19 protein-coding genes are annotated in these 20,014 nt (G+C 29.6%); 14 read left to right on the forward strand and 5 right to left on the reverse strand.

Annotation, left to right across the window (positions count from 1 at the left end; genetic code table 11):
* Positions 1–66 precede the first annotated feature (66 nt).
* The 13 genes from H9W90_RS15505 (at position 67) to H9W90_RS13355 (ending at position 12,221) form a co-directional block, all read left to right on the forward strand.
* Entirely contained in the window at positions 67–201 is a 135-nt protein-coding gene (locus tag H9W90_RS15505) for a hypothetical protein (RefSeq protein WP_302849808.1), read from the forward strand.
* A gap of 110 nt (positions 202–311) precedes the next feature.
* Positions 312–944: a Crp/Fnr family transcriptional regulator gene (locus H9W90_RS13300; protein WP_187482069.1), complete on the forward strand. Its 633-nt coding sequence runs from the start codon at positions 312–314 to the stop codon at positions 942–944.
* A gap of 50 nt (positions 945–994) precedes the next feature.
* On the forward strand, positions 995–1,978 hold the full coding sequence (locus tag H9W90_RS13305) for a c-type heme family protein (protein ID WP_187482070.1): 984 nt from the start codon (positions 995–997) through the stop codon (positions 1,976–1,978).
* An 11-nt stretch (positions 1,979–1,989) separates the two neighbouring features.
* A complete protein-coding gene (gene trxA / locus H9W90_RS13310; protein ID WP_187482071.1) occupies positions 1,990–2,286 on the forward strand; it encodes a thioredoxin in 297 nt (98 codons plus the stop codon).
* 79 nt (positions 2,287–2,365) lie between these two features.
* On the forward strand, positions 2,366–2,947 hold the full coding sequence (locus H9W90_RS13315) for a methyltransferase domain-containing protein (RefSeq protein WP_187482072.1): 582 nt from the start codon (positions 2,366–2,368) through the stop codon (positions 2,945–2,947).
* Positions 2,948–3,071: 124 nt separating this feature from the next.
* A complete protein-coding gene (locus H9W90_RS13320) occupies positions 3,072–4,403 on the forward strand; it encodes a cytochrome ubiquinol oxidase subunit I (protein WP_187482073.1) in 1,332 nt (443 codons plus the stop codon).
* A 3-nt stretch (positions 4,404–4,406) separates the two neighbouring features.
* Complete coding sequence (gene cydB / locus H9W90_RS13325) at positions 4,407–5,480, forward strand: cytochrome d ubiquinol oxidase subunit II (RefSeq protein WP_187482074.1); 1,074 nt, start codon at positions 4,407–4,409, stop codon at positions 5,478–5,480.
* Positions 5,481–5,495: 15 nt separating this feature from the next.
* Positions 5,496–5,804 (forward strand): hypothetical protein, encoded by a 309-nt coding sequence (locus H9W90_RS13330; protein ID WP_140422712.1) that lies wholly within the window; start codon positions 5,496–5,498, stop codon positions 5,802–5,804.
* 111 nt (positions 5,805–5,915) lie between these two features.
* Positions 5,916–7,220: a TolC family protein gene (locus H9W90_RS13335; protein WP_187482075.1), complete on the forward strand. Its 1,305-nt coding sequence runs from the start codon at positions 5,916–5,918 to the stop codon at positions 7,218–7,220.
* A 75-nt stretch (positions 7,221–7,295) separates the two neighbouring features.
* Positions 7,296–8,372, forward strand: coding sequence for an efflux RND transporter periplasmic adaptor subunit (locus tag H9W90_RS13340; RefSeq protein WP_187482076.1), 1,077 nt, complete (start codon positions 7,296–7,298; stop codon positions 8,370–8,372).
* 108 nt (positions 8,373–8,480) lie between these two features.
* Positions 8,481–11,675, forward strand: coding sequence for an efflux RND transporter permease subunit (locus tag H9W90_RS13345; protein WP_187482077.1), 3,195 nt, complete (start codon positions 8,481–8,483; stop codon positions 11,673–11,675).
* Positions 11,676–11,713: 38 nt separating this feature from the next.
* Complete coding sequence (locus tag H9W90_RS13350; RefSeq protein ID WP_187482078.1) at positions 11,714–12,016, forward strand: hypothetical protein; 303 nt, start codon at positions 11,714–11,716, stop codon at positions 12,014–12,016.
* A gap of 19 nt (positions 12,017–12,035) precedes the next feature.
* Complete coding sequence (locus H9W90_RS13355; protein ID WP_187482079.1) at positions 12,036–12,221, forward strand: YgaP family membrane protein; 186 nt, start codon at positions 12,036–12,038, stop codon at positions 12,219–12,221.
* Positions 12,222–12,310: 89 nt separating this feature from the next.
* Here H9W90_RS13355 and H9W90_RS13360 read toward each other — a convergent pair whose 3' ends face one another.
* The 3 genes from H9W90_RS13360 to H9W90_RS13370 all read right to left on the reverse strand — a co-directional run bounded on the left by H9W90_RS13360 (position 12,311) and on the right by H9W90_RS13370 (position 16,713).
* Positions 12,311–15,049 (reverse strand): outer membrane beta-barrel protein, encoded by a 2,739-nt coding sequence (locus H9W90_RS13360; protein ID WP_187482080.1) that lies wholly within the window; start codon positions 15,047–15,049, stop codon positions 12,311–12,313.
* 184 nt (positions 15,050–15,233) lie between these two features.
* Positions 15,234–16,268 (reverse strand): transporter, encoded by a 1,035-nt coding sequence (locus H9W90_RS13365; RefSeq protein ID WP_187482081.1) that lies wholly within the window; start codon positions 16,266–16,268, stop codon positions 15,234–15,236.
* 79 nt (positions 16,269–16,347) lie between these two features.
* Positions 16,348–16,713, reverse strand: coding sequence for a hypothetical protein (locus H9W90_RS13370; RefSeq protein ID WP_254712496.1), 366 nt, complete (start codon positions 16,711–16,713; stop codon positions 16,348–16,350).
* A gap of 361 nt (positions 16,714–17,074) precedes the next feature.
* Here H9W90_RS13370 and H9W90_RS13375 point away from each other — a divergent pair, with 361 nt between their 5' ends.
* Complete coding sequence (locus H9W90_RS13375; RefSeq protein ID WP_187482082.1) at positions 17,075–17,950, forward strand: DUF6252 domain-containing protein; 876 nt, start codon at positions 17,075–17,077, stop codon at positions 17,948–17,950.
* Position 17,951: 1 nt separating this feature from the next.
* Here the strand turns inward: H9W90_RS13375 and H9W90_RS13380 are convergent, their stop codons facing one another.
* Entirely contained in the window at positions 17,952–18,722 is a 771-nt protein-coding gene (locus H9W90_RS13380) for an SGNH/GDSL hydrolase family protein (RefSeq protein WP_187482083.1), read from the reverse strand.
* Positions 18,723–18,771: 49 nt separating this feature from the next.
* Complete coding sequence (locus H9W90_RS13385; RefSeq protein ID WP_187482084.1) at positions 18,772–19,950, reverse strand: acyl-CoA dehydrogenase family protein; 1,179 nt, start codon at positions 19,948–19,950, stop codon at positions 18,772–18,774.
* Positions 19,951–20,014: the final 64 nt, after the last annotated feature.

Raw genomic sequence — 20,014 nt, forward strand, 5'->3', positions numbered from 1 at the left:
AACTGATTTTTATCATAATTTAATCTTTATTTTCTTTATAATTTTGATTTCTTAAATTATAAGATTATGAATTATCTAAACATACCCTTAGTTTCTTGGGTAAATGGAACAATTATGATTGGCATTTTTGCTTTAGTTGTAATTGGTTTGGTTGTAGCTGTTTATTTATTAATGGCAACCGACAAGAAAAAAGCGGAATAATTTTGAACTTATTTAAAAAAGTTCCTGAGTTTATCTCGGGCTTTCTTACTTATAATAAACTTTATTATTAAATACAGTTTTGTTATATTTATAATTAAATTATTATAATAATGACAAACAGATTACAAACTAATTTCGGGTATCTTTTTCAAGAAGAATTAATTAAAGAAATAGAAGTAATTGGTATTCCAAAAACGTTTTCTGCGGAAACTATTATCATTGAAATTGACGATTTTATAAAATCGATGCCTTTACTTTTATCAGGAGCTATTAAAATTCTTCGAGAAGATGAAAATGGAGAAGAATTAGTACTTTATTATTTAGAAAAAGGAGATACTTGTGCCATGACTTTGTCTTGCTGTATGGGCCAAACTAAAAGCAAAATTAGAGCTATTGCAGAGACAGATGTAGAATTAATAATGTTGCCTAAAGAGAAGATGACAGCTTGGTTAAGCAAATACACTTCTTGGCAATCTTTTATTCTACAAAGCTACCATAATAGAGTAGAAGAACTTTTAACTGCTGTAGACACAATTGCTTTCCTTAAAATGGACGAACGTATTTTTAAATACCTTAAAGATAAAGCAATGGTTAACCAAAATGACCATCTTACTGTAACACACAAAGAAATTTCTGAAGATTTACATACCTCAAGAGTAGTTGTTTCTAGATTACTTAAAAAGTTAGAAAACGAGCGTAAAATTAAATTGTTTAGAAACAGTATACATGTTCTAGAACTGTAACTTAAGTTACCAAAAAGAACATTAATCTTTTTTATTTTTGAAAGAAAAAGATGAAACACTACATTTTTATATTATCAGTTTTAGTTTTTTTTGGATGTAAGAAAAACGATAGACCATCTTATTCTTCTAAAAAGGAGGTACAACAGATTCATCCTGGTAAAAAACTGATGGAGAACAATTGCTATGTTTGTCATAACCCAACAACAAACCAAGCTGATAGAATTGGTCCACCAATGATTGCTATTAAGAAGCATTATATTTCAAAAAATACTACAAAAGAACAATTTATAGCTTCAATGCAAAATTGGATTAAAAATCCAACTATTGAAAATTCTAAAATGAAAGGTGCTGTAAAACGATTTGGAGTAATGCCAAAACAACATTTTTCTACAGAAACTATAAAACAAATTTCTGAATACCTTTTTGACAATGAAATTGAAAAACCAAAGTGGTTTGAGTCTCATTACAATGAAGAAAAGGGAATGGGTAAAGGTAATGGTAAAGGAAAACATCCTTCAACTAAAACGGGGCAATCTAATTTTACAAATTTGCCTTATGCAGAAAGAGGTCTTAAGTATGCTCTAACTACCAAACAAGTTTTAGGTAAAAACTTAATGGGAAAAATACAAAAAGAAGGTACAATTGCTGCTTTAGAATTTTGTAACGTAAAGGCATTTCCCTTAACAGACAGTATGTCTGTTCACCATAATGCAAAAATTATAAGAGTTTCAGATAAACCGAGAAATAGTAATAATAAGGCGAATAAAGAAGAATTAAAATACATTAAAATTTTTAAAAATGATTTTTTAAATGATAAGGAATCTAAACCTATTGTTGTAGAATCTTCAGAGATTGTAAATGTATATTATCCTATAAAAACAAACGGAATGTGTTTGCAATGTCATGGAACACCAAAAACACAAATCACAGAAAATACGTTTTCTAAAATTAAAGAATTGTATCCAAATGATAAAGCTTTTGGATATGATATTAACGAAATAAGAGGAATTTGGAACGTTTCCTTTAGTAAATAATTTTTTCAGGCATGAGTAAATTTTCAGAAATAATTAATCAAGAAAAACCGGTTTTAGTAGATTTTTTTGCAGAATGGTGTGGGCCTTGCAAAATGATGAGTCCTGTTTTAAAACAAGTAAAAGACGAGTTTAAAGACAAAATATCTATTATAAAAATAGATGTAGATAAAAACCAAAGTTTAGCAGCAAAATACCAAGTTAAAGGTGTACCAACATTAGTTTTATATAAGGCAGGGAAGCAAGTTTGGCGACAATCTGGAATGGTACAAAAAACAGATTTAGTTGCTGTAATTAATAATTTTAGTTAGTTTTATTAGTTCAATTAGTTAAGCACTTGAAAAGCTATTTCAAGTGCTTTTTTATGAAAAAAATATATAATTTAGTAAAATGAATTTATCAGAAGATTTTTGGAGTAATAAATATAAAACAGATAAAATAGGTTGGGATTTAGGTGAAGTTTCTCCACCGTTAAAAGCATATTTCGATCAATTAGAAAACAAAGAAATTAAAATCTTAATTCCTGGTGGAGGTAATTCTTACGAAGCAGAATATTTATTCAATAAAGGGTTTAAAAATGTTTATGTGGTAGATATAGCAAAATCACCACTTGAAAATATTAAAAAAAGAATACCTAATTTTCCAGAAGCTCAATTAATACATGCTAATTTTTTCGAAATTGAAAAAACGTTCGATTTAGTAATTGAACAAACTTTTTTCTGTGCTATTAACCCAGATTTAAGACCAAAATACGCTGCTAAAATGGCATCAATCGTAAAAGAAAAAGGAAAATTAGTTGGGCTAATGTTCGACGCTGTTTTAAATGAAGATCATCCACCTTTTGGAGGAAATAAAGCCGAATATTTAACTTATTTCGAGCCTTATTTTAATTCGATTTCTATGGAACCTTGTTACAATTCTTATCCTAATAGACAAGGAATGGAAATGTTTGTGAAAATAGAGAAATTTTAAAAAGTTTAATTTTTTAAATTCTATTTATACCTTAATTTTTCATGTAATTATTGCAGTTATTTTGTAATAAATGTTACACGCTATTTCTTATACATTCCTTATTTTTATAGTCTAAAAAGAACTTATGGAAGACATGATCTTTTACGATAGATTGCAATTCGCATTTACTATCACTTTTCATTATATATTCCCACAATTAACAATGGGTTTATCTTTAATAATTGTTTTTTTAAAGTGGAAATATTTAAGAAGCAATGTTGAAAAATATAACAATGCTGCAAAATTTTTAATGAAAATTTTTGCAATCAATTTTACAATGGGTGTTGTTACAGGTATTCCAATGGAATTTCAATTTGGTACCAATTGGGCAAAGTTTTCGGAATTAACAGGTGGTATTATTGGGCAAACTTTAGCTATGGAAGGTATGTTTTCTTTCTTTTTAGAATCGTCATTTTTAGCACTTTTTATTTTTGGTGAAAAATTAATGGGTCAAAAATTACACTTCCTAACTGGTTTTTTAGTGTTTTTAGGTTCTTGGGCAAGTGGTTGGTTTATTTTAGCTACCAATGCTTGGATGCAACATCCTGTTGGTTATGAAATTTTAGAAAACGGAAAATTTGTGCTCAATAATTTTGGAGCATTATTTTCTAACCCTTGGTTATTGCCTGCTTTTTTACACAATCAAATGGCATCTGTTGTAACATCTTCTTTTGTTGTAGCAGCAATTGGTGCTTTTTATGTTTTAAGAAATAAACAAGTGGAATATGGAAAACTATTTTTAAAAATAGGAGTAATTTTTGGATTAGTTTCCAGTCTTTTAGTAGCTTTTCCAACAGGAGATTGGAATGCTAAAAATGTTGCAAAATACCAACCAGCAGCATTTGCGGCTATGGAAGGAATTTTTGAAACAGAAAATGCAGGCGCAGAAATTGTTTTAATTGGTCAGCCAAATATGGTTGATAAGAAGTTAGATAATAAAATTGCAGTTCCAAACATATTAAGTTTTTTAACCTATCAAGATTGGCATAAACAAATACCAGGAATGGATCAATTTAAAGAAGAAGAATTACCAGATAATATTCCAGCTTTATATTATTCTTATCATATTATGGTTGGTTTAGGAACAATCTTTATTGGTGTAATGTTTTTGGCACTTTTCTTTTTATGGCGAAGAAAATTATACAATTTAAAACCATTACTTTGGTTAATAATGTTTTTAGTACCTTTTCCTTACATAGCAAATATAACAGGTTGGTATGTTGCTGAATTAGGAAGACAACCGTATTTAGTTTACGGATTATTAAAAACAAGCGATGGAATATCACCAACAGTTTCTTCTGGAAATACACTGTTTACTTTACTTGGTTTTGTAGCTTTATATATGTTATTAGGCTTATTATTTTTAGTTTTGGTAGGCAAAACAATTAACGAAGGCCCAAAACCTAAAACACATTAAATTATGGAAATATTTTGGTTTATTGCAATCGCAATTGTTTTAGTAATGTTTTTTATTTTGGATGGTTATGATTTTGGTGCAGGAATCATTCATTTATTTTTTGCGAAGAAAGAAAAAGACAAAGAAGTAATTACAAAATCGGCAGGTTTATTTTGGGATTCTAATGAAGTTTGGTTAGTTGCTGCAGGAGGAATGCTTTTTATGGCTTTTCCAACTTTTTATGCTTCCGTATTTAGTGGTTTTTATTTGCCTTTAATAATCGTTTTGTGGTTAATTATTTTTAGAGCTATTGGTTTAGAATTTAGAGGACAATTTAAATATCAAATGTGGAAAGATATTTGGGATAAATCTTTTGGTGTTTCTAGTTTATTATTAGCCTTGTTTTTTGGTATTGCTTTGGGTAATATTGTTCGAGGTGTAAATTTAGGTATTGTAAAAACGGGAGTTTCTGCGCACGAACCTCATTATTTTTTCTTACCATTATGGGATAGTAGTTTTAGTCCTTTGAGCGAAAACCCAGGAATAATAGATTGGTTTACCATTATTATAGGCTTAATTTCTGTAGTTACTTTGGCAATTCACGGAGCCAATTGGATTATTTTAAAAACAAATGCATCTATAAATAATAAACTTAAAAGTGTTATTTTTAAGTTGAACATTTTATTGACTCTACTTACAATATTTTCTATAGTTGTATGGCAAATTGTAAATCCAAATTCATTAGATAATTTTATGAATAAACCTTATTTATTAGTGTTTCCTCTAATTTATTTTACAGGTTTATTAGGTACATTTTTTATTAGAAGAATACAAAAAGATAGTCATGCTTTTTTGTTATCATCTTTATTAATTTTAGGAGGAATCACTTCATCTTTGGCATCGTTATTTCCAGTGTTATTGCCATCAATAAACAATGTAAATCCTTCTTTAACAATTTACAATACCACAACATCAGAGTATGGTTTATCTGTTGCTTTGGTTTGGGGAATTATTGGTTTTATTTTACTTTTTGGGTACATGATTATCCAAAAAAGGTTATTGAAAGGTAAAATTGATAAAATGGATTATGGACATTAATGATAAGATATTATTATGACACAAACTCTCATTTCTTTAATTAGTATTTTATTAGGAATAATAGGCGCAAATTTAATAGGCTTTATAGTTAAAAAATATTCATTTGGTCTAGTTGGTAACACAATTTCGGGAGTTTTTGGAAGTATTTTTGTTATTAAATCTTTTGGGCGATTTGGTTTTAGTCCTGCATATATAATAGAAAACGGAATATTTGATGTTGGTTTATTGATTATAAATTGTGTTCTTTCATTTTTAGGAGGAATTTTAGGACTACTTCTCATTAAAATAATAGATTTAAAAATGAATAAAAAAGCAGCTAATTAGCTGCTTTTTTATGGTCTTATTTTACACATACTTTCTACTTTTCATGTAACATAGGTTACACTTAACTATTTATTCTACGCTTACTTTTGTGGTAGATAACAGAATAAATATATGAGAAACACAATAGCTATACTTTTTTTCTTTTTTGGAATAATGTATTTACAATCTCAAGAGGTAAAATCAATTTCAAAATCAGAAGTTCTAATTAGAGTTTCTGAAAAAAATATGACAATAAAGATTTCTGAAGAAGAATTTAATGCTGCAAAAGGAGACTATAAACAAACAAATGCCATCTTTTTACCAAATATTACGGCAAGTCACACTGGTATTTCTACTACAAATCCATTAATGGCTTTTGGTTCAAAATTAAATCAAGGCATCTTAACGCAAGCCGATTTTAATCCTGCTTTATTAAACAATCCTGCACAAACTCAAAATTTTGCAACCAAGATAGAAATACAACAACCGCTTATAAATTTAGATGGTTTTTATCAACGTAAAGCAGCAAAATCTAAAATGAATGTAATGTCTTTACAAACAGAAAGAATCCAAGATTATCTGACTTTTGAAGCCGAAAAATCTTTTATGCAATTGCAATTAGCGTATAAAGGAGTTGCAGTTTTAGAGAAGGTTTTGGCTACTGCAAATGAGAATAAGAAAATGGCAGACAATAGTTTTAAACAAGGCTTATTGCAACGAGCAGATGTTTTAAATGTTGAAGTAAGAGTTACAGAAGTTAAAAATCAATTGCAAACCGCTAAAAGTAACGTGCAAAATGCGTCCAATTACCTGTCTTTTTTAATGAATGATAAAAGTTATGTGATATACAAACCAACAGATAGTTTGTCTGTTATTCCTATGAATATTGATGATAAAACAATTTCTGAAAACAGAGCAGATATTAAGGCAATGCAATTGGCAACAAATGCCTATGAAGCAATTAATAAAGCCGATAAAATGGCTTTTTTACCAACATTAAATGCCTTTGGAAGTTACGAAATGTACGACAACAAAGTTTTTCAAGGAAATGCAAATGGGTATTTAATAGGAGCTCAATTAAGTTGGGATATTTTTAAAGGTTCTAAACGTTTTGGAAAATCACAAAAAAGTAAGGCAGAATTAGAAAAGTCGAAGTTAGAATACAACCAATATGTATCTAAAAGTAATTTAGAATTAAACAAAGTAAAACGTCAATTAGTAGATGCAAAAAACAGGTTAGAGCTCACAACTTTAGCTTTAGAACAATCTGAAGAATCTTTAAGAATAATTAAAAATAGATTTAAAGAAGGTTTAGAAAAAACAAGCGATTTATTATTAGCAGAAACTAAATACGCACAAAAGCAATTAGAATATTACCAAACCATTTTCGAATATAATTACACACAAAAGTATTTAGAATTCTTAACGAAGAAATAAAAGAGAATCAAGAATAAAGAACCAAGAGTCAAGATTATCATTCTTGTATTGGTAGCTAAAAAAAAACACATAAAAATGAAAAAAATATATACAGCATTAACACTTTCTTTCACCATTTTATTGGCAAGTTGTGGTAAAGAAGAAAAGAAAGTAATCGCAGATAATTCTCCAGCAATTAATGTAAAAGTTCAAAAAGTTGAAGCGAATACGAACAGTCCGTTTTTATCTGTAAGTGGAAAAATTCAAGCTGCAAATAGCGCAGATTTAAGTACAAGAATGATGGGTTATGTTAACAAAGTTCACGTAAATGTTGGCGATAAAGTTAAAAAAGGACAATTGTTAGTTTCTATAAATAATACAGATTTACAAGCAAAAAAAGGACAAGTAAATGCAGGAATTACAGAAGCTAAAACCGCTTTTAATAATGCAAGTAAAAATTACAATCGTTTTAAAAATTTGTATGAAAGTAAAAGCATTTCTCAAAAAGAAATGGACGATATGACTGCAAATTACGAAATGGCAAAAGCGCGTTTGGAATCTGCAAATCAAATGAAAAACGAAATTAATGCACAGTTTGCTTATTCTAATATCACAGCGCCTTTTAGTGGAATAGTTACCAGTAAAAATGTAGAAAATGGTAATATGGCAAATCCTGGAACCCCTTTAATTAGTATAGAAACTCCAGGAAATTTTGAAGTAATGACTATGGTTCCTGAAACTGAAATTTCTCAAATTAAAAATGGAACTACAGTTGATGTTTTGGTAAAATCTATCAACAAAAATATCAAAGGAAAAGTAGTTGAAGTAAGCAGTTCTGCAAAAAATACTGGCGGACAATATTTAGTAAAAATTAATTTAGATAAAACTGATGCGAATATTTTATCAGGAATGTTTACAACAGTTCAGTTTCCTGTGGAAAGAAAAACAACATCAGAAATGGTTTTAATTCCTACAGAAGCTTTGGTAAAAAACGGACAATTATCTGGTATTTATACAGTAAGTGAAAGTAATAAAGCTTTATTACGTTGGTTGCGTTTAGGTAGAACTTATGGAAATGAAGTTGAGGTTTTATCTGGCTTATCGTCAAACGAAACATATATAATTTCTACTGATGGGAAATTATTTAATGGAGCTAAAATTTCAATTCAATAACTAAAATACTTCGTTAAGGATAGAAGTGAAAATCCTTTTTTTGCTGCCATTTATGGCAAAAAAAGATTGTAACGGATAGCCTGTTAAAACGCCCAAAAATATAAGAAAATGAAAGAAGGTATCGCAGGAAAAATTGCCAAAGTCTTTATGCAATCGAAATTAACAGTGTTGTTAATGATTGTATTTATGGTTGTTGGAGTATGGAGTTCGTATTTAATTCCGCGTGAAGAGGAGCCACAAATAGATGTGCCAATGGCAGATATTTTTGTGGGTTATCCAGGTGCAAGTCCTACAGAAGTAGAATCGCGTGTTATAAAACCTTTAGAACAATTAATTTCGAATATTAAAGGTGTAGAATATGTGTATTCTACTGCTATGAATGAGAAAGCAATGGTAATTGTTCAGTTTTATGTGGGCGAAGATATAGAGCGTTCGTTTGTAAAATTGTACAACGAAATTAACAAACATATGGACCAAATGCCAAAAGGAGTTACGTTTCCTTTGGTAAAAACACGTGCTATTGATGATGTGCCAATGTTGGGTTTAACGTTATGGAGTGAAAACTATAACGATTACCAATTAAGCCAAATGGCGCAAGAATTAGAAACAGAAATTAAGAAAGTAAATGATGTTTCTATTACACATAAAATTGGTGGAAGAAACAGACAATTACGTGTTGTTTTAGATAAAGATAAATTAGCTGCAAGTGGTTTAGATTTCTTGTCGGTTTCTGAAATGATAAAAGCCAATAACACGCAATTAAGCTCAGGAAGTTTCGATAAAAATGATACCGAATTTTTAGTAAAAACAGGTAAGTTTTTAGCTTCTGCAACGGATGTGGAGAATTTGGTGGTTGGTGTACAACAAAATCAGCCAATATATTTAAAGCAAATTGCAACGATTATTGATGGGCCAGAAGTGCCACAAAATTATGTGTCTTTAGGTTTTGGAAAGGCAAGTGATAAATCTTCAACATATAAATCTGAATATCCTGCAGTTACCATTTCTGTAGCCAAAAGAAAAGGAGCAGATGCAATGAAAATTGCCGAAGTTGTAATTGATAAAGTAGACCATTTAAGAACTACTTTAATTCCTGATGATGTACATGTAGAAATTACCAGAAATTATGGAGAAACAGCTTCTCATAAAGTATCTGAATTGTTGTTACACCTTATGGGTTCTATAGTTGCTGTAACTTTAGTCGTTATGTTGGCAATGGGTTGGCGAGGTGGATTAGTGGTGTTCTTATCTGTACCAATTACGTTCGCATTAACATTGTTAAGCTACTATTTAATGGATTATACATTAAATAGAATTACACTTTTTGCGTTGGTTTTTGTAACTGGTATTGTGGTGGATGATTCCATAATTATTGCAGAAAATATGCACCGACATTTTAAGATGAAGCGACTGCCATTTAAACAAGCAGCTTTGTATGCCATAAATGAAGTTGGAAATCCAACCATTTTAGCAACATTTACAGTAATTGCTTCTGTTTTACCAATGGCTTTTGTATCAGGTTTAATGGGGCCTTATATGGCGCCAATGCCAATTGGAGCTTCAATTGCAATGATTTTATCATTATTTGTAGCCTTAACAATTACACCTTATTTAGGGTTGATTTTCTTAAGAGAAAAAGACAAAAAAGGACAACCAGAAAAAGTTGAAAAACCTTTAGAAGAAACATTTATTTATAGAGTTTACAATAAGTTTGAAAGACCTTTATTAGAAAGTAAAGCAAAACGTTGGTTGTTTTTAGGAGGAACATTTTTAGTACTAATGGGAACAATGGTGTTGTTTTTTACCAATTCTGTTGCTGTAAAAATGTTGCCTTTTGATAATAAAAATGAATTTCAGGTGGTCATAGATATGCCAGAAGGAACCACGTTAGAAAGAACAGCTGTGGTTACACAAGAAATTGCGCAATATTTAGCTACAAGACCAGAAGTGGTGAATTATCAAAATTATGTAGGAACTTCTGCACCAATTACTTTTAACGGTTTGGTGCGTCATTACGATTTACGTGGAGGATCTAATATGGCAGATATTCAAGTCAATTTGGTTGATAAAGGCAAAAGAAGTATTCAAAGTCACGGAATTGCAAAATTAATGCGTGCAGATATTCAGAAAATAGCGAAGAAATACAATGCTAATGTAAAGCTGGTGGAAGTTCCCCCAGGACCACCAGTTTTATCAACAATTGTCGCAGAGGTTTATGGACCAGAATATAAAACGCAAATGGATATTGCAAATCAAATTCAAGATATTCTTATAAATACTGATGATGTTGTAGATGTAGATTGGATGGTTGAAAACGACCAAACTGAATATCAATTTGAAATAAATAAAGAGAAAGCAATGTTGTATGGAGTTGCTCCACAGCAAATTGCCTACACCATGAATATGGCTTTGTCTAACAATGCAATTACCACATTATATGATGAAGATGCAGTAAATCAGGTTGGGTTAGTTTTAAGTTTAGACGAAAAAGAAAAATCTACCATTTCGGATATTTCTCAATTAAAAGTAAAATCGAAACTTGGCAATATGGTGCCAATTGCAGATTTGGTAGAAATTAAAGAAACAATTTCAGCAAAAAGTATTTACAGAAAAAACCAGAAAAGAGTGGTGTATGTTATGGCAGATATGGCTGGGGAATTGGAAAGTCCTGCATATGCAATTTTAGGAATGGACAAAAAGTTAAATGAAATTAAACTTCCAGAAGGTTATAAATTGGATGAAATGTATTTAGGTCAGCCAGATTTTCAAGACAATTATACTGTAAAATGGGATGGAGAATGGCAAATTACATTGGAAGTTTTTAGAGATTTAGGAATTGCCTTTTTAGGAGCATTAATTTTAATTTATATTTTAATTGTTGGTTGGTTTCAAAACTTTAAAGCGCCAATAGTAATGATGGTTGCAGTGCCTTTATCGTTAATAGGAATTATTTTAGGACATTGGATTATGGGTGCGTTTTTTACAGCAACTTCATTTATTGGAATGATTGCCTTGGCAGGAATTATGGTGCGAAATTCGGTTTTATTAATCGATTTTATCAACTTAAGATTAGAAGAAGGAGTTCCTTTAAAACAAGCAGCTATAGAAGCAGGAGCAGTAAGAACAACGCCAATTTTATTAACAGCAGGAACTGTAGTTATTGGAGCTTTTGTAATCCTATTTGATCCTATTTTTCAAGGATTGGCAATCTCATTAATGGGAGGAACTATTGTATCAACTGTATTAACATTGTTGGTGGTGCCACTTGTTTATTATATGATTGAAAAGAAGAATTATAAATAGTTCTCGACTGCGTTCGAACGGGCATTAAAATAAAAGATATGAAATTAGTAATTGTAACATCTGTAGAAGCGTTTCAAAAAGATGTTTTAAAAATATTTAAGAAAGCAAATATTGAAAACTTAAGTGCTACCGAAATAAATGGATTTAAAAATATTCCTTCAGAAATTTCCTCTAACTGGTTTTCGGCTGGAAAAAGTGCAAATGAATCAACGATGTTTTTTTCTTTTACAGATGATAAACATATTGATGATTTATTCAATTTAATGCAAGAATTTAATAATAATTTAGAAACAAACAATCCATTAAAAGCTGTTGTTGTTCCTATAGAAAAATCTTTATAAATTTAAAAAATAATAGAAAATGTTAAATAAATATTTTAGAGTAATCGTTGGTGTAATGGTTTTGTTAAGCGTTGTTTTAACGTATTATGTAAGTCAAAATTGGATGTGGTTTACCGTATTTATTGGTGTAAATTTAATTCAGTCTGCATTTACAAAATGGTGTTTGTTAGAAACTATTTTGATGAAATTAGGTGTTAAGAAATAATATATTTATTGACTAATTGTTAAATGTAAAAAAATAGAAAAAACTTAAAAGGGTAAGAATTTTTATATATTCTTACCCTTTTTTATGTTTTAATAACGTCTTCTTCGTCTTCCGGGTTCAAACTTTTTACCTTCATTTCCTAGGCTGTTAAACTTCCAAGTAAAAGTTAACATTGCATATTGTTCTAAAACTGTGCTAGAAGAATCTTGAATATAATCTTCTGTGGCCACTCTTCTTGCATTGGTGTTTTGATTAAGAATATCGTAAACCTTTAAACCAATTGCACCCTGGTCTTTTAAAATAGAATAACGGAAAGTTGTGTTCCAAAACCAGGCACTTTTTTGAAATCCGTCTGCAATATTTGGGTTGTAATTATACCTAACATCGTTTCTCCACTCAAGTTTTTCTGGTAAAAAAGTTGCTGTTGCAATAGTTACATTATGGCTTGTAAAGTTTCTATTACTAAAACTTTCTATATCATAAGTGTTTTTACTGAATGAGATTGAATATGAAGGTCTAATTTGAAGTACTTTATCCCACATAAAATCAAAACCAATTCTAGGTGAAATAGACGTTATTTTACTAGAATATTTTACGCCATTGTTAAAGTTTATATTTTTATTATGATTACCAAAAACTCTAAATTCTGATTTTAGACTACCAAAATCTTCCCATTTTTTTGTAACACTATAGCTTCCTCCACCCTGAAAACTATAAAAGCCATCTACATTTGCGTAAGACGTTTCTCTAATAAGCGTATTTGGGTCTATAACTGTATTTGCAACAACTCTACTATTAGTTATAGAAATGTTACCAAAACTCCAAAAACCTGTTTTCTCTTTCCAATTAAAATTAGATGCTCCAAAACGAATGTTATGTGTTTTAGTTGGTTCTAATTCTGGATTTCCAGTAACAATATTTAACGGATTAGATTCATCTCTAAAAGGTTGTAATTGAGAAAGTGATGGAGTACTATTTCTAAAGTTATATCTTAACCTATAACTACTTGTTCTGTCTTTTCTATAACGAAGATTTACACCATATTCTAAATTATTAAACTCTCTTTCCAAATTAGTTTGTGGTCTTAAATAATCTTTATTTTGAAGAGTTCTATTTACATAAGCAACTTGTGCAGAAGTAGACCATTTTTTGTTTTTGAATTCTAACTTTGCACTTGGCTTTTTAACATTATCTAGATACTCGAAATCTGTACTTAATAAGTCACTAAAATCTGTATAATCGTTTGTGTTTTGATCAAAATTAAAGGTACTTCTTTTTCTTTTATTATTTGTGTTAATGTATTGGTATCCAACATCAAAAAACAATAGTTTAGGTAACAAAGGAAAACGATAAGTTACTTTACTTCCAATTTTTACAATGCTAGAAGTTCCATCAGAAAATTGATCTCTAATTATTTGATTTGGATTAGCTCCATAGACATTTGTTTCTGATTTTACTAAATCTTCAGTTTCGGTATTTCTAGCATTTGCTGTAAGTTCCACTCTTAAAAATGCACCATTTTCACCAAATAGTTTGGTTAGATTTATTTCATTGTCAATTTTTTTGATATTAGAATCTGCAATAGAATTAGAATTAGAATCGTTTGTAAGTATTTTGTTGTTATTAAAACTTTCAGAATTACTTGTAAAAGTATTCTTGTTTAGGTCTGCATTAAAGTCAGATTCAATATCAATTCTAAACGTTTTGTCTATTTCTATTTCAAAATCTATACTTGCATCATGACTATCGCTTTCATTTAGAGAAGTGTTATTGGAATTTGTAGAAAAGCTAGATCCATCAGATAGAAAAGTTTCTCTATTTCTAGTTGTTTTATTATCAGAATTACTGTTTTTGTAAAAATAATCGCTAGAAAGTTCAAATATTTTACCAAAAGCATTAATGTAATTTACCCCATAATTGTTGGAAGTTACAATACCTTGTCCACCACCAAAACTTCTATTGTTTCCACCAAATTGTAATCTTTGGTTACCAAAACTAAAACCAGGTGAGTTTATATTATTTCCACCTGCTAAAAGCCCAATTCTTTCACTTGCTTTAAAACGGGTTGCCATACCTGCGTACTCGTATCTTTTGTCTGTACCTGCACCAGCAGCAACTTTCCCAAAATATCCTTTATTATTTTCTTTTTTAATAGTAAGATTTATAGTTTTGTTTTCTCCGTCAGAATCTTCACCAGCAAAAGCTTGCGCGTTTGTTTTCGTATCTGTTACCTGTATTTTCTCTATAATATCTTTTGTAAGGTTTCTTGTGGTAATTGTTGGGTCGTTACCAAAAAATGGTTTTCCGTTTACTAATATTTTATTAACGGGTTTTCCGTTTACGGTAATATTTCCCTCATCATCTACTTCTACACCAGGAAGTTTTTTTAATAAATCTTCTACATTTGCGTCTTTTTTAGTTTTAAAAGATTTTACATTAAATTCTACAGTATCTTTTTTAATGGTGATGGGCGCAGAAGACCTAATTACAACTGCATCTAAAACATTAGCAGGTTCTAAAACGATATTGCCAATATTTTGATTTTTTACACTTACAATTTTATTATAAGGTTTGTAACCAAGGTAAGAAACAACAAGTTTTACTTTAACATCTGCGGATTGGCCAGCAACATTAAAATAGCCTTTAGCATCTGAAATTGTATACGCAACAATACTGCTGTCTTTTAACCTTTCTGTGTGAACTGTTGCAGACTCCAATAATTCGTTTTCATCAGCAGATTTAATGGTTCCTGTAATTTCAAATTTTTTTGTTTGAGAGTTTATAATGCAGTTAAAAAGTATGCAGATTATAAAAAGAACTTTCTTCATTATTTTGGTTGATTAAATGAGGCTTGAATATATGTAACTAATTTTTTGAACAAAGGTTTAATCTAATATGCTAAAATCTTTTTTTTTAACACATCTTCATGTAAATGAAAGACAATTAATTGTTAAAATAATAAGAGGTTGTTGTAAATTTACAACAACCTCTTATTTATAAAGAATTTTTAGTTTACATAGCATATTGTAAACCAATAGTAATTGTTTCTTTTCTTTTTAACTGAATTCCATTTGGTTTTTGATATAAAGGAGTTGCAAATTCAAAACCCAATCTTACATCTTTATATTTTCCTTTAGGAACATATAAGTTGAAACCAATACCACTATTAAAGTAAGTTCCGCCAGAGTTTTGAGTATTTGCAGTTGTTACCATCATTGGATTCAAATTAGGATTTACACCGTTAATTTTATCGACAAATAGACCTTGTAATCTTGCCGAAAAACTTAACCAATCTGTAGCTTTTAAAGCAAGCCAATTGTTAAAATCTAATTTATTTCCAAATGAATAATCATCTGAATTTTCACCAATACGAATTGTTGCAGAAACTTGACTTCCCCAAGAAAAATTATCTGTTTGACCTAAATATGTGAATCCTAAATTAGTGTCAAAAGTTCCGCTTCCAATTTGCATTGGGTAAGGTAATTGTATTTCGTTTGGAGAACTCATAGGAGTATCATCGGTTTTAGAAATACTTCCTGTTGGTAAAGAAAAAGTTAAATTACCATGTAAAGATTGCTTATTTTTATTGATGAATTTGTAAATCATACCTAATTTAACATCACCAAAACCAGAAGAAGAAGTAGAGAATTTAGTCGTATTTCCCATCATTCTCATTTGTAAATCCATATCATTTTTAATAATATTTACCATTCCTAAGAGTGTAATTCTATTAGAAGGCGCATACATCATTCCAAACATATGCATTTGCATTGGCATTTTAAGAGGTGTTACCATGTAGCCAGCATTATGAGCATTATCGTTAGAAATTGCATCTGAACCAGAAAGTAAGTTTTCCATATTCATGTTCATAAAACGGTAAGAGAACATTAATCCGCCTTTTCCGTGGTAATGATCTGCCATTACAGAAATTGGTGCATGACCATCTGGTCTACTACTTGTCCAATTTGTGTTTTCGTTTTCTTGTGATTTTGTTTGTTGAGATAGGAACATAATAATTCCTAATCCAAATATTTTTATTGAATTCATCAATTTTAATTTTTGTTTAAATAATTTGTAAGTGGAAACATCAGCTATAAAAGCTGGTGTATATTTTGAAGTAAATTATTTAAGAATTTGGCGGATGAAATACGTCTTTAGAATATAGAAAATTGTAGTTTTTTGTATATCTAAAAAGCGCAATTTTAGAATTACAAACAATGTTTTTATTAGCAATACCAAGTATTTTTACAAACCCGATAGGATATTCTTCCATATGAATACGTAAAGATTTAAAATCATCTTTTTTTTGCTGTTCTAATTTTTGCATTAATTGACATTTACCATTACAACTCATTTCTGGTTTGTCTTTATTTATACATAGTACTTTAGAAATGTAATCGTAATCAATAGCATATTCTACAAAAGGAGCAATTGGTTTTAGCATTGCTACGAAATAGAGAAAAACAAATAATAGTGCTATTAATCTTTTCAAAAAAGAGATAATTTTTTATCGTTACAAAGATATTAATATGTCTTAAATAAGAGAAATATATTTTTATTTTATTATTTTTATTTATTCTAAATAAACACTTATATTTGCGGTATAATTATTTATAATGATTGTTTTTTATACAGAAAATACACCAACAATTCAATTAACTCAAACAAATGTTTGTGATAATATTTGTTCTGCAAACTGTATTACACCAAAAAGTAAGTGTTGTAATAAGTATAAAAAAAAGGGCATCAACTGTAAGAGATGTCCAAACATTTTATTAAAAGTTGCTTCTTAATTTTTATATTTAGCAGATAAGTACTGAAATAAGTGTTATTTTTGTCGCTTATTTTTAGCTATGAAAAAGACTATTTATTTATCAATTTTAGTATTATTTTTTATTACATCTTGTGAAGAAAGTGGAATAAACTTTCCAACAGATAATACTCAACAACTAGAAAGTGGCTTTTCAGTAAATATTGATGGTGTTCTTTTTTCTACTGATAAAGTAGATTTTACATCAGATGGTGTAGATATTTTTATTAATGCATCAAAGCCAGAAACAAACGAAATTTTTACTTTAAAGACCAATAATTTTAGCCTTGGAAATTTTAGTTTTGAAGGTGCAGATAATATTGCTTCTTATGTTAAAAATGATCCTGTATCAGCAGATGTTTGGTCTACAATTAATGCAACTTCTAGTAAAGGAAATATTGAGTTTACGAGCATAGATAATGTAAATAATACAGTTTCTGGGGTTTTTAATTTTACTGGAAAAAATTTAGTTAATGGAAGTGAAAAAGAGTTTGTTAGTGGTGTTTTTACAAATGTAGCTAAAAGTGTTTTGCCTCCATCCGATAACAAGTTTTTTGCAAAAGTAGATGGAAATGAATACAAAACAATTAGTCTTTTTGGGAGTTTCGTTACAGTAGGTAAGCAAGAATTAATTATGATTAGTGCTAATAAAAGTCTTTCTGAAACCATTGGTTTTTCTATAAATTCTGATATTACAGTGGGAGAATATGATTTTGGAAGTTTTATTACGCAAACCTACCCAACTGGACAATATTCTGTTGGTGGAACTACTTACGTTGCAGATGGTAAAATGAATATTAAAACTCATGACACCGCAAATAAAACTATTTCTGGAACTTTTGCCTTTGATGCAAGCCCAGTAATAAGCAATACTGTTGTTCACAAAATTACTGAAGGAGAATTTACTATTTCTTATTAAGTTATTTCTTTATTTTTTCTCCGGCAAAAGGCAACAATCTTTCCACAAATTTAGTGTAAGCTAATTCAGATGGATGCAAACCATCTGAAGCAACCAAAGCTTTATTTACTATACCTTGGCGAGTAATATCTGTAATATTTACGTAAGTAATTTCGTTTTGTAGGCAATAGTTTTTAGCAAACAAATTGTATTCATCTATTTCTTTAGAAACAGAAGTATTTCCGCCACCAAAAGGAGTAAATGCATAATCTGGAATAGAAACTACAATAACCTTATTTTTATCTCCATTTGCAGCTTTTATGGAAGTTTCTACTAATTGAGGAAACTCTGTTTCGTAAATAGAAAAGCTCTTCTTCTGATATTGATTATTAACGCCTATTAAAAGGGTTACTAAATTATAATCATCAGCTATATTTTCATCTTCTATGGCATTAATTAAATTTGTTGTAGTCCAACCAGTTCTTGCAATTATTTTTAAAGTAAAAGTGGTATCGGAATCAAATTTATGATATAAACTATCTTTTAATTGAGCGGGAAACCTACATTCTTCGCAAACACTTTGCCCAATTGTATAGCTGTCTCCTAAAGATAAAATTTTTAATATCTCTGGTTCTTCAGTATTGGTGTCTTGATTATCATCATTAGTATCAGAACCAGTGTCATTTAATATTATTTCATCATTTTCATTTTCTAATAGCTCATCATTAATGCTAGAACAAGAAAAGTTTAATAATAAAAAACAACTAAAAAATAGACTAAATAGTTTTCTCATATTTATTAGGTCTATTTTTTAGTTGTTTAATTACAAGTTTGTTATAAAATTATTTAAAAGCATTTAAGCCGGTAACATCTAAACCAGTAATTAGTAAATGAATATCATGTGTACCTTCGTAAGTAATTACACTTTCTAAATTCATAGAATGACGCATAATAGAATATTCGCCAGAAATACCCATTCCACCTAACATTTGTCTTGCTTCTCTGGCAATTTTTATAGCCATTTCTACATTATTCCTTTTTGCCATAGAAATTTGTGCAGAAGTTGCTTTTCCTTCATTTCTTAAGGTTCCTAAACGCCAAGCTAATAATTGAGCTTTGGTAATTTCAGTAATCATTTCTGCTAATTTTTTCTGCTGTAATTGAAACTGACCAATAGGTTTTCCAAATTGCTCACGTTCTTTACAATAGCGCAAAGCAGTGTCATAACAGTCCATTGCAGCTCCAATTGCACCCCAAGCAATACCAAATCTTGCTGAGTCTAAACAGCCTAAAGGAGCACCAAGACCAGATTTGTTTGGTAATAAGTTTTCTTTTGGCACTTTTACATTATCAAAAATTAATTCTCCAGTAGAAGAAGCACGTAAAGACCATTTATTGTACGTTTCTGGTGTAGAAAAACCTTCCATTCCACGTTCTACAATTAAACCATGTATTCTTCCCTCTTCATTTTTTGCCCAAACAACTGCAACATGTGCAAAAGGAGCATTAGAAATCCACATTTTTGCACCGTTTAAAAGATAATAATCTCCCATATCTTTAAACTTGGTTTCCATTCCTGCAGGATTTGAACCATGATTCGGTTCTGTTAAACCAAAACAACCCATCCATTCTCCAGAAGCTAATTTTGGTAAATATTTTTTACGTTGTTCTTCATTTCCATATTTAAAAATGGGATACATTACTAATGAAGATTGCACAGATGCTGTAGATCTTACTCCAGAATCTCCACGTTCTATTTCTTGCATAATTAATCCGTAAGAAATCTGGTCTAAACCTGCACCGCCATATTCTTCAGGAATATAAGGTCCAAAAGCACCAATTTCTGATAAACCACCAATAATTTGTTTCGGAAATTCTGCTCTTTGAGCATACTCTTCAATAATAGGTGAAACATCTCTTTTTACCCAATCACGAGCAGCTTCTCTAACTAATTTGTGTTCTTCCGTTAATAAATCATCTAAATTATAATAATCTGGTGCTTGAAATAAGTCTGGTTTCATAAAGTATGATTGTGTAATTTTTAACAAATTTATTAAATATTGTTGAATATTAAACAATATTTAA

The sequence above is a fragment of the Polaribacter pectinis genome (assembly GCF_014352875.1).
GTDB classification, from domain to species: domain Bacteria; phylum Bacteroidota; class Bacteroidia; order Flavobacteriales; family Flavobacteriaceae; genus Polaribacter; species Polaribacter pectinis.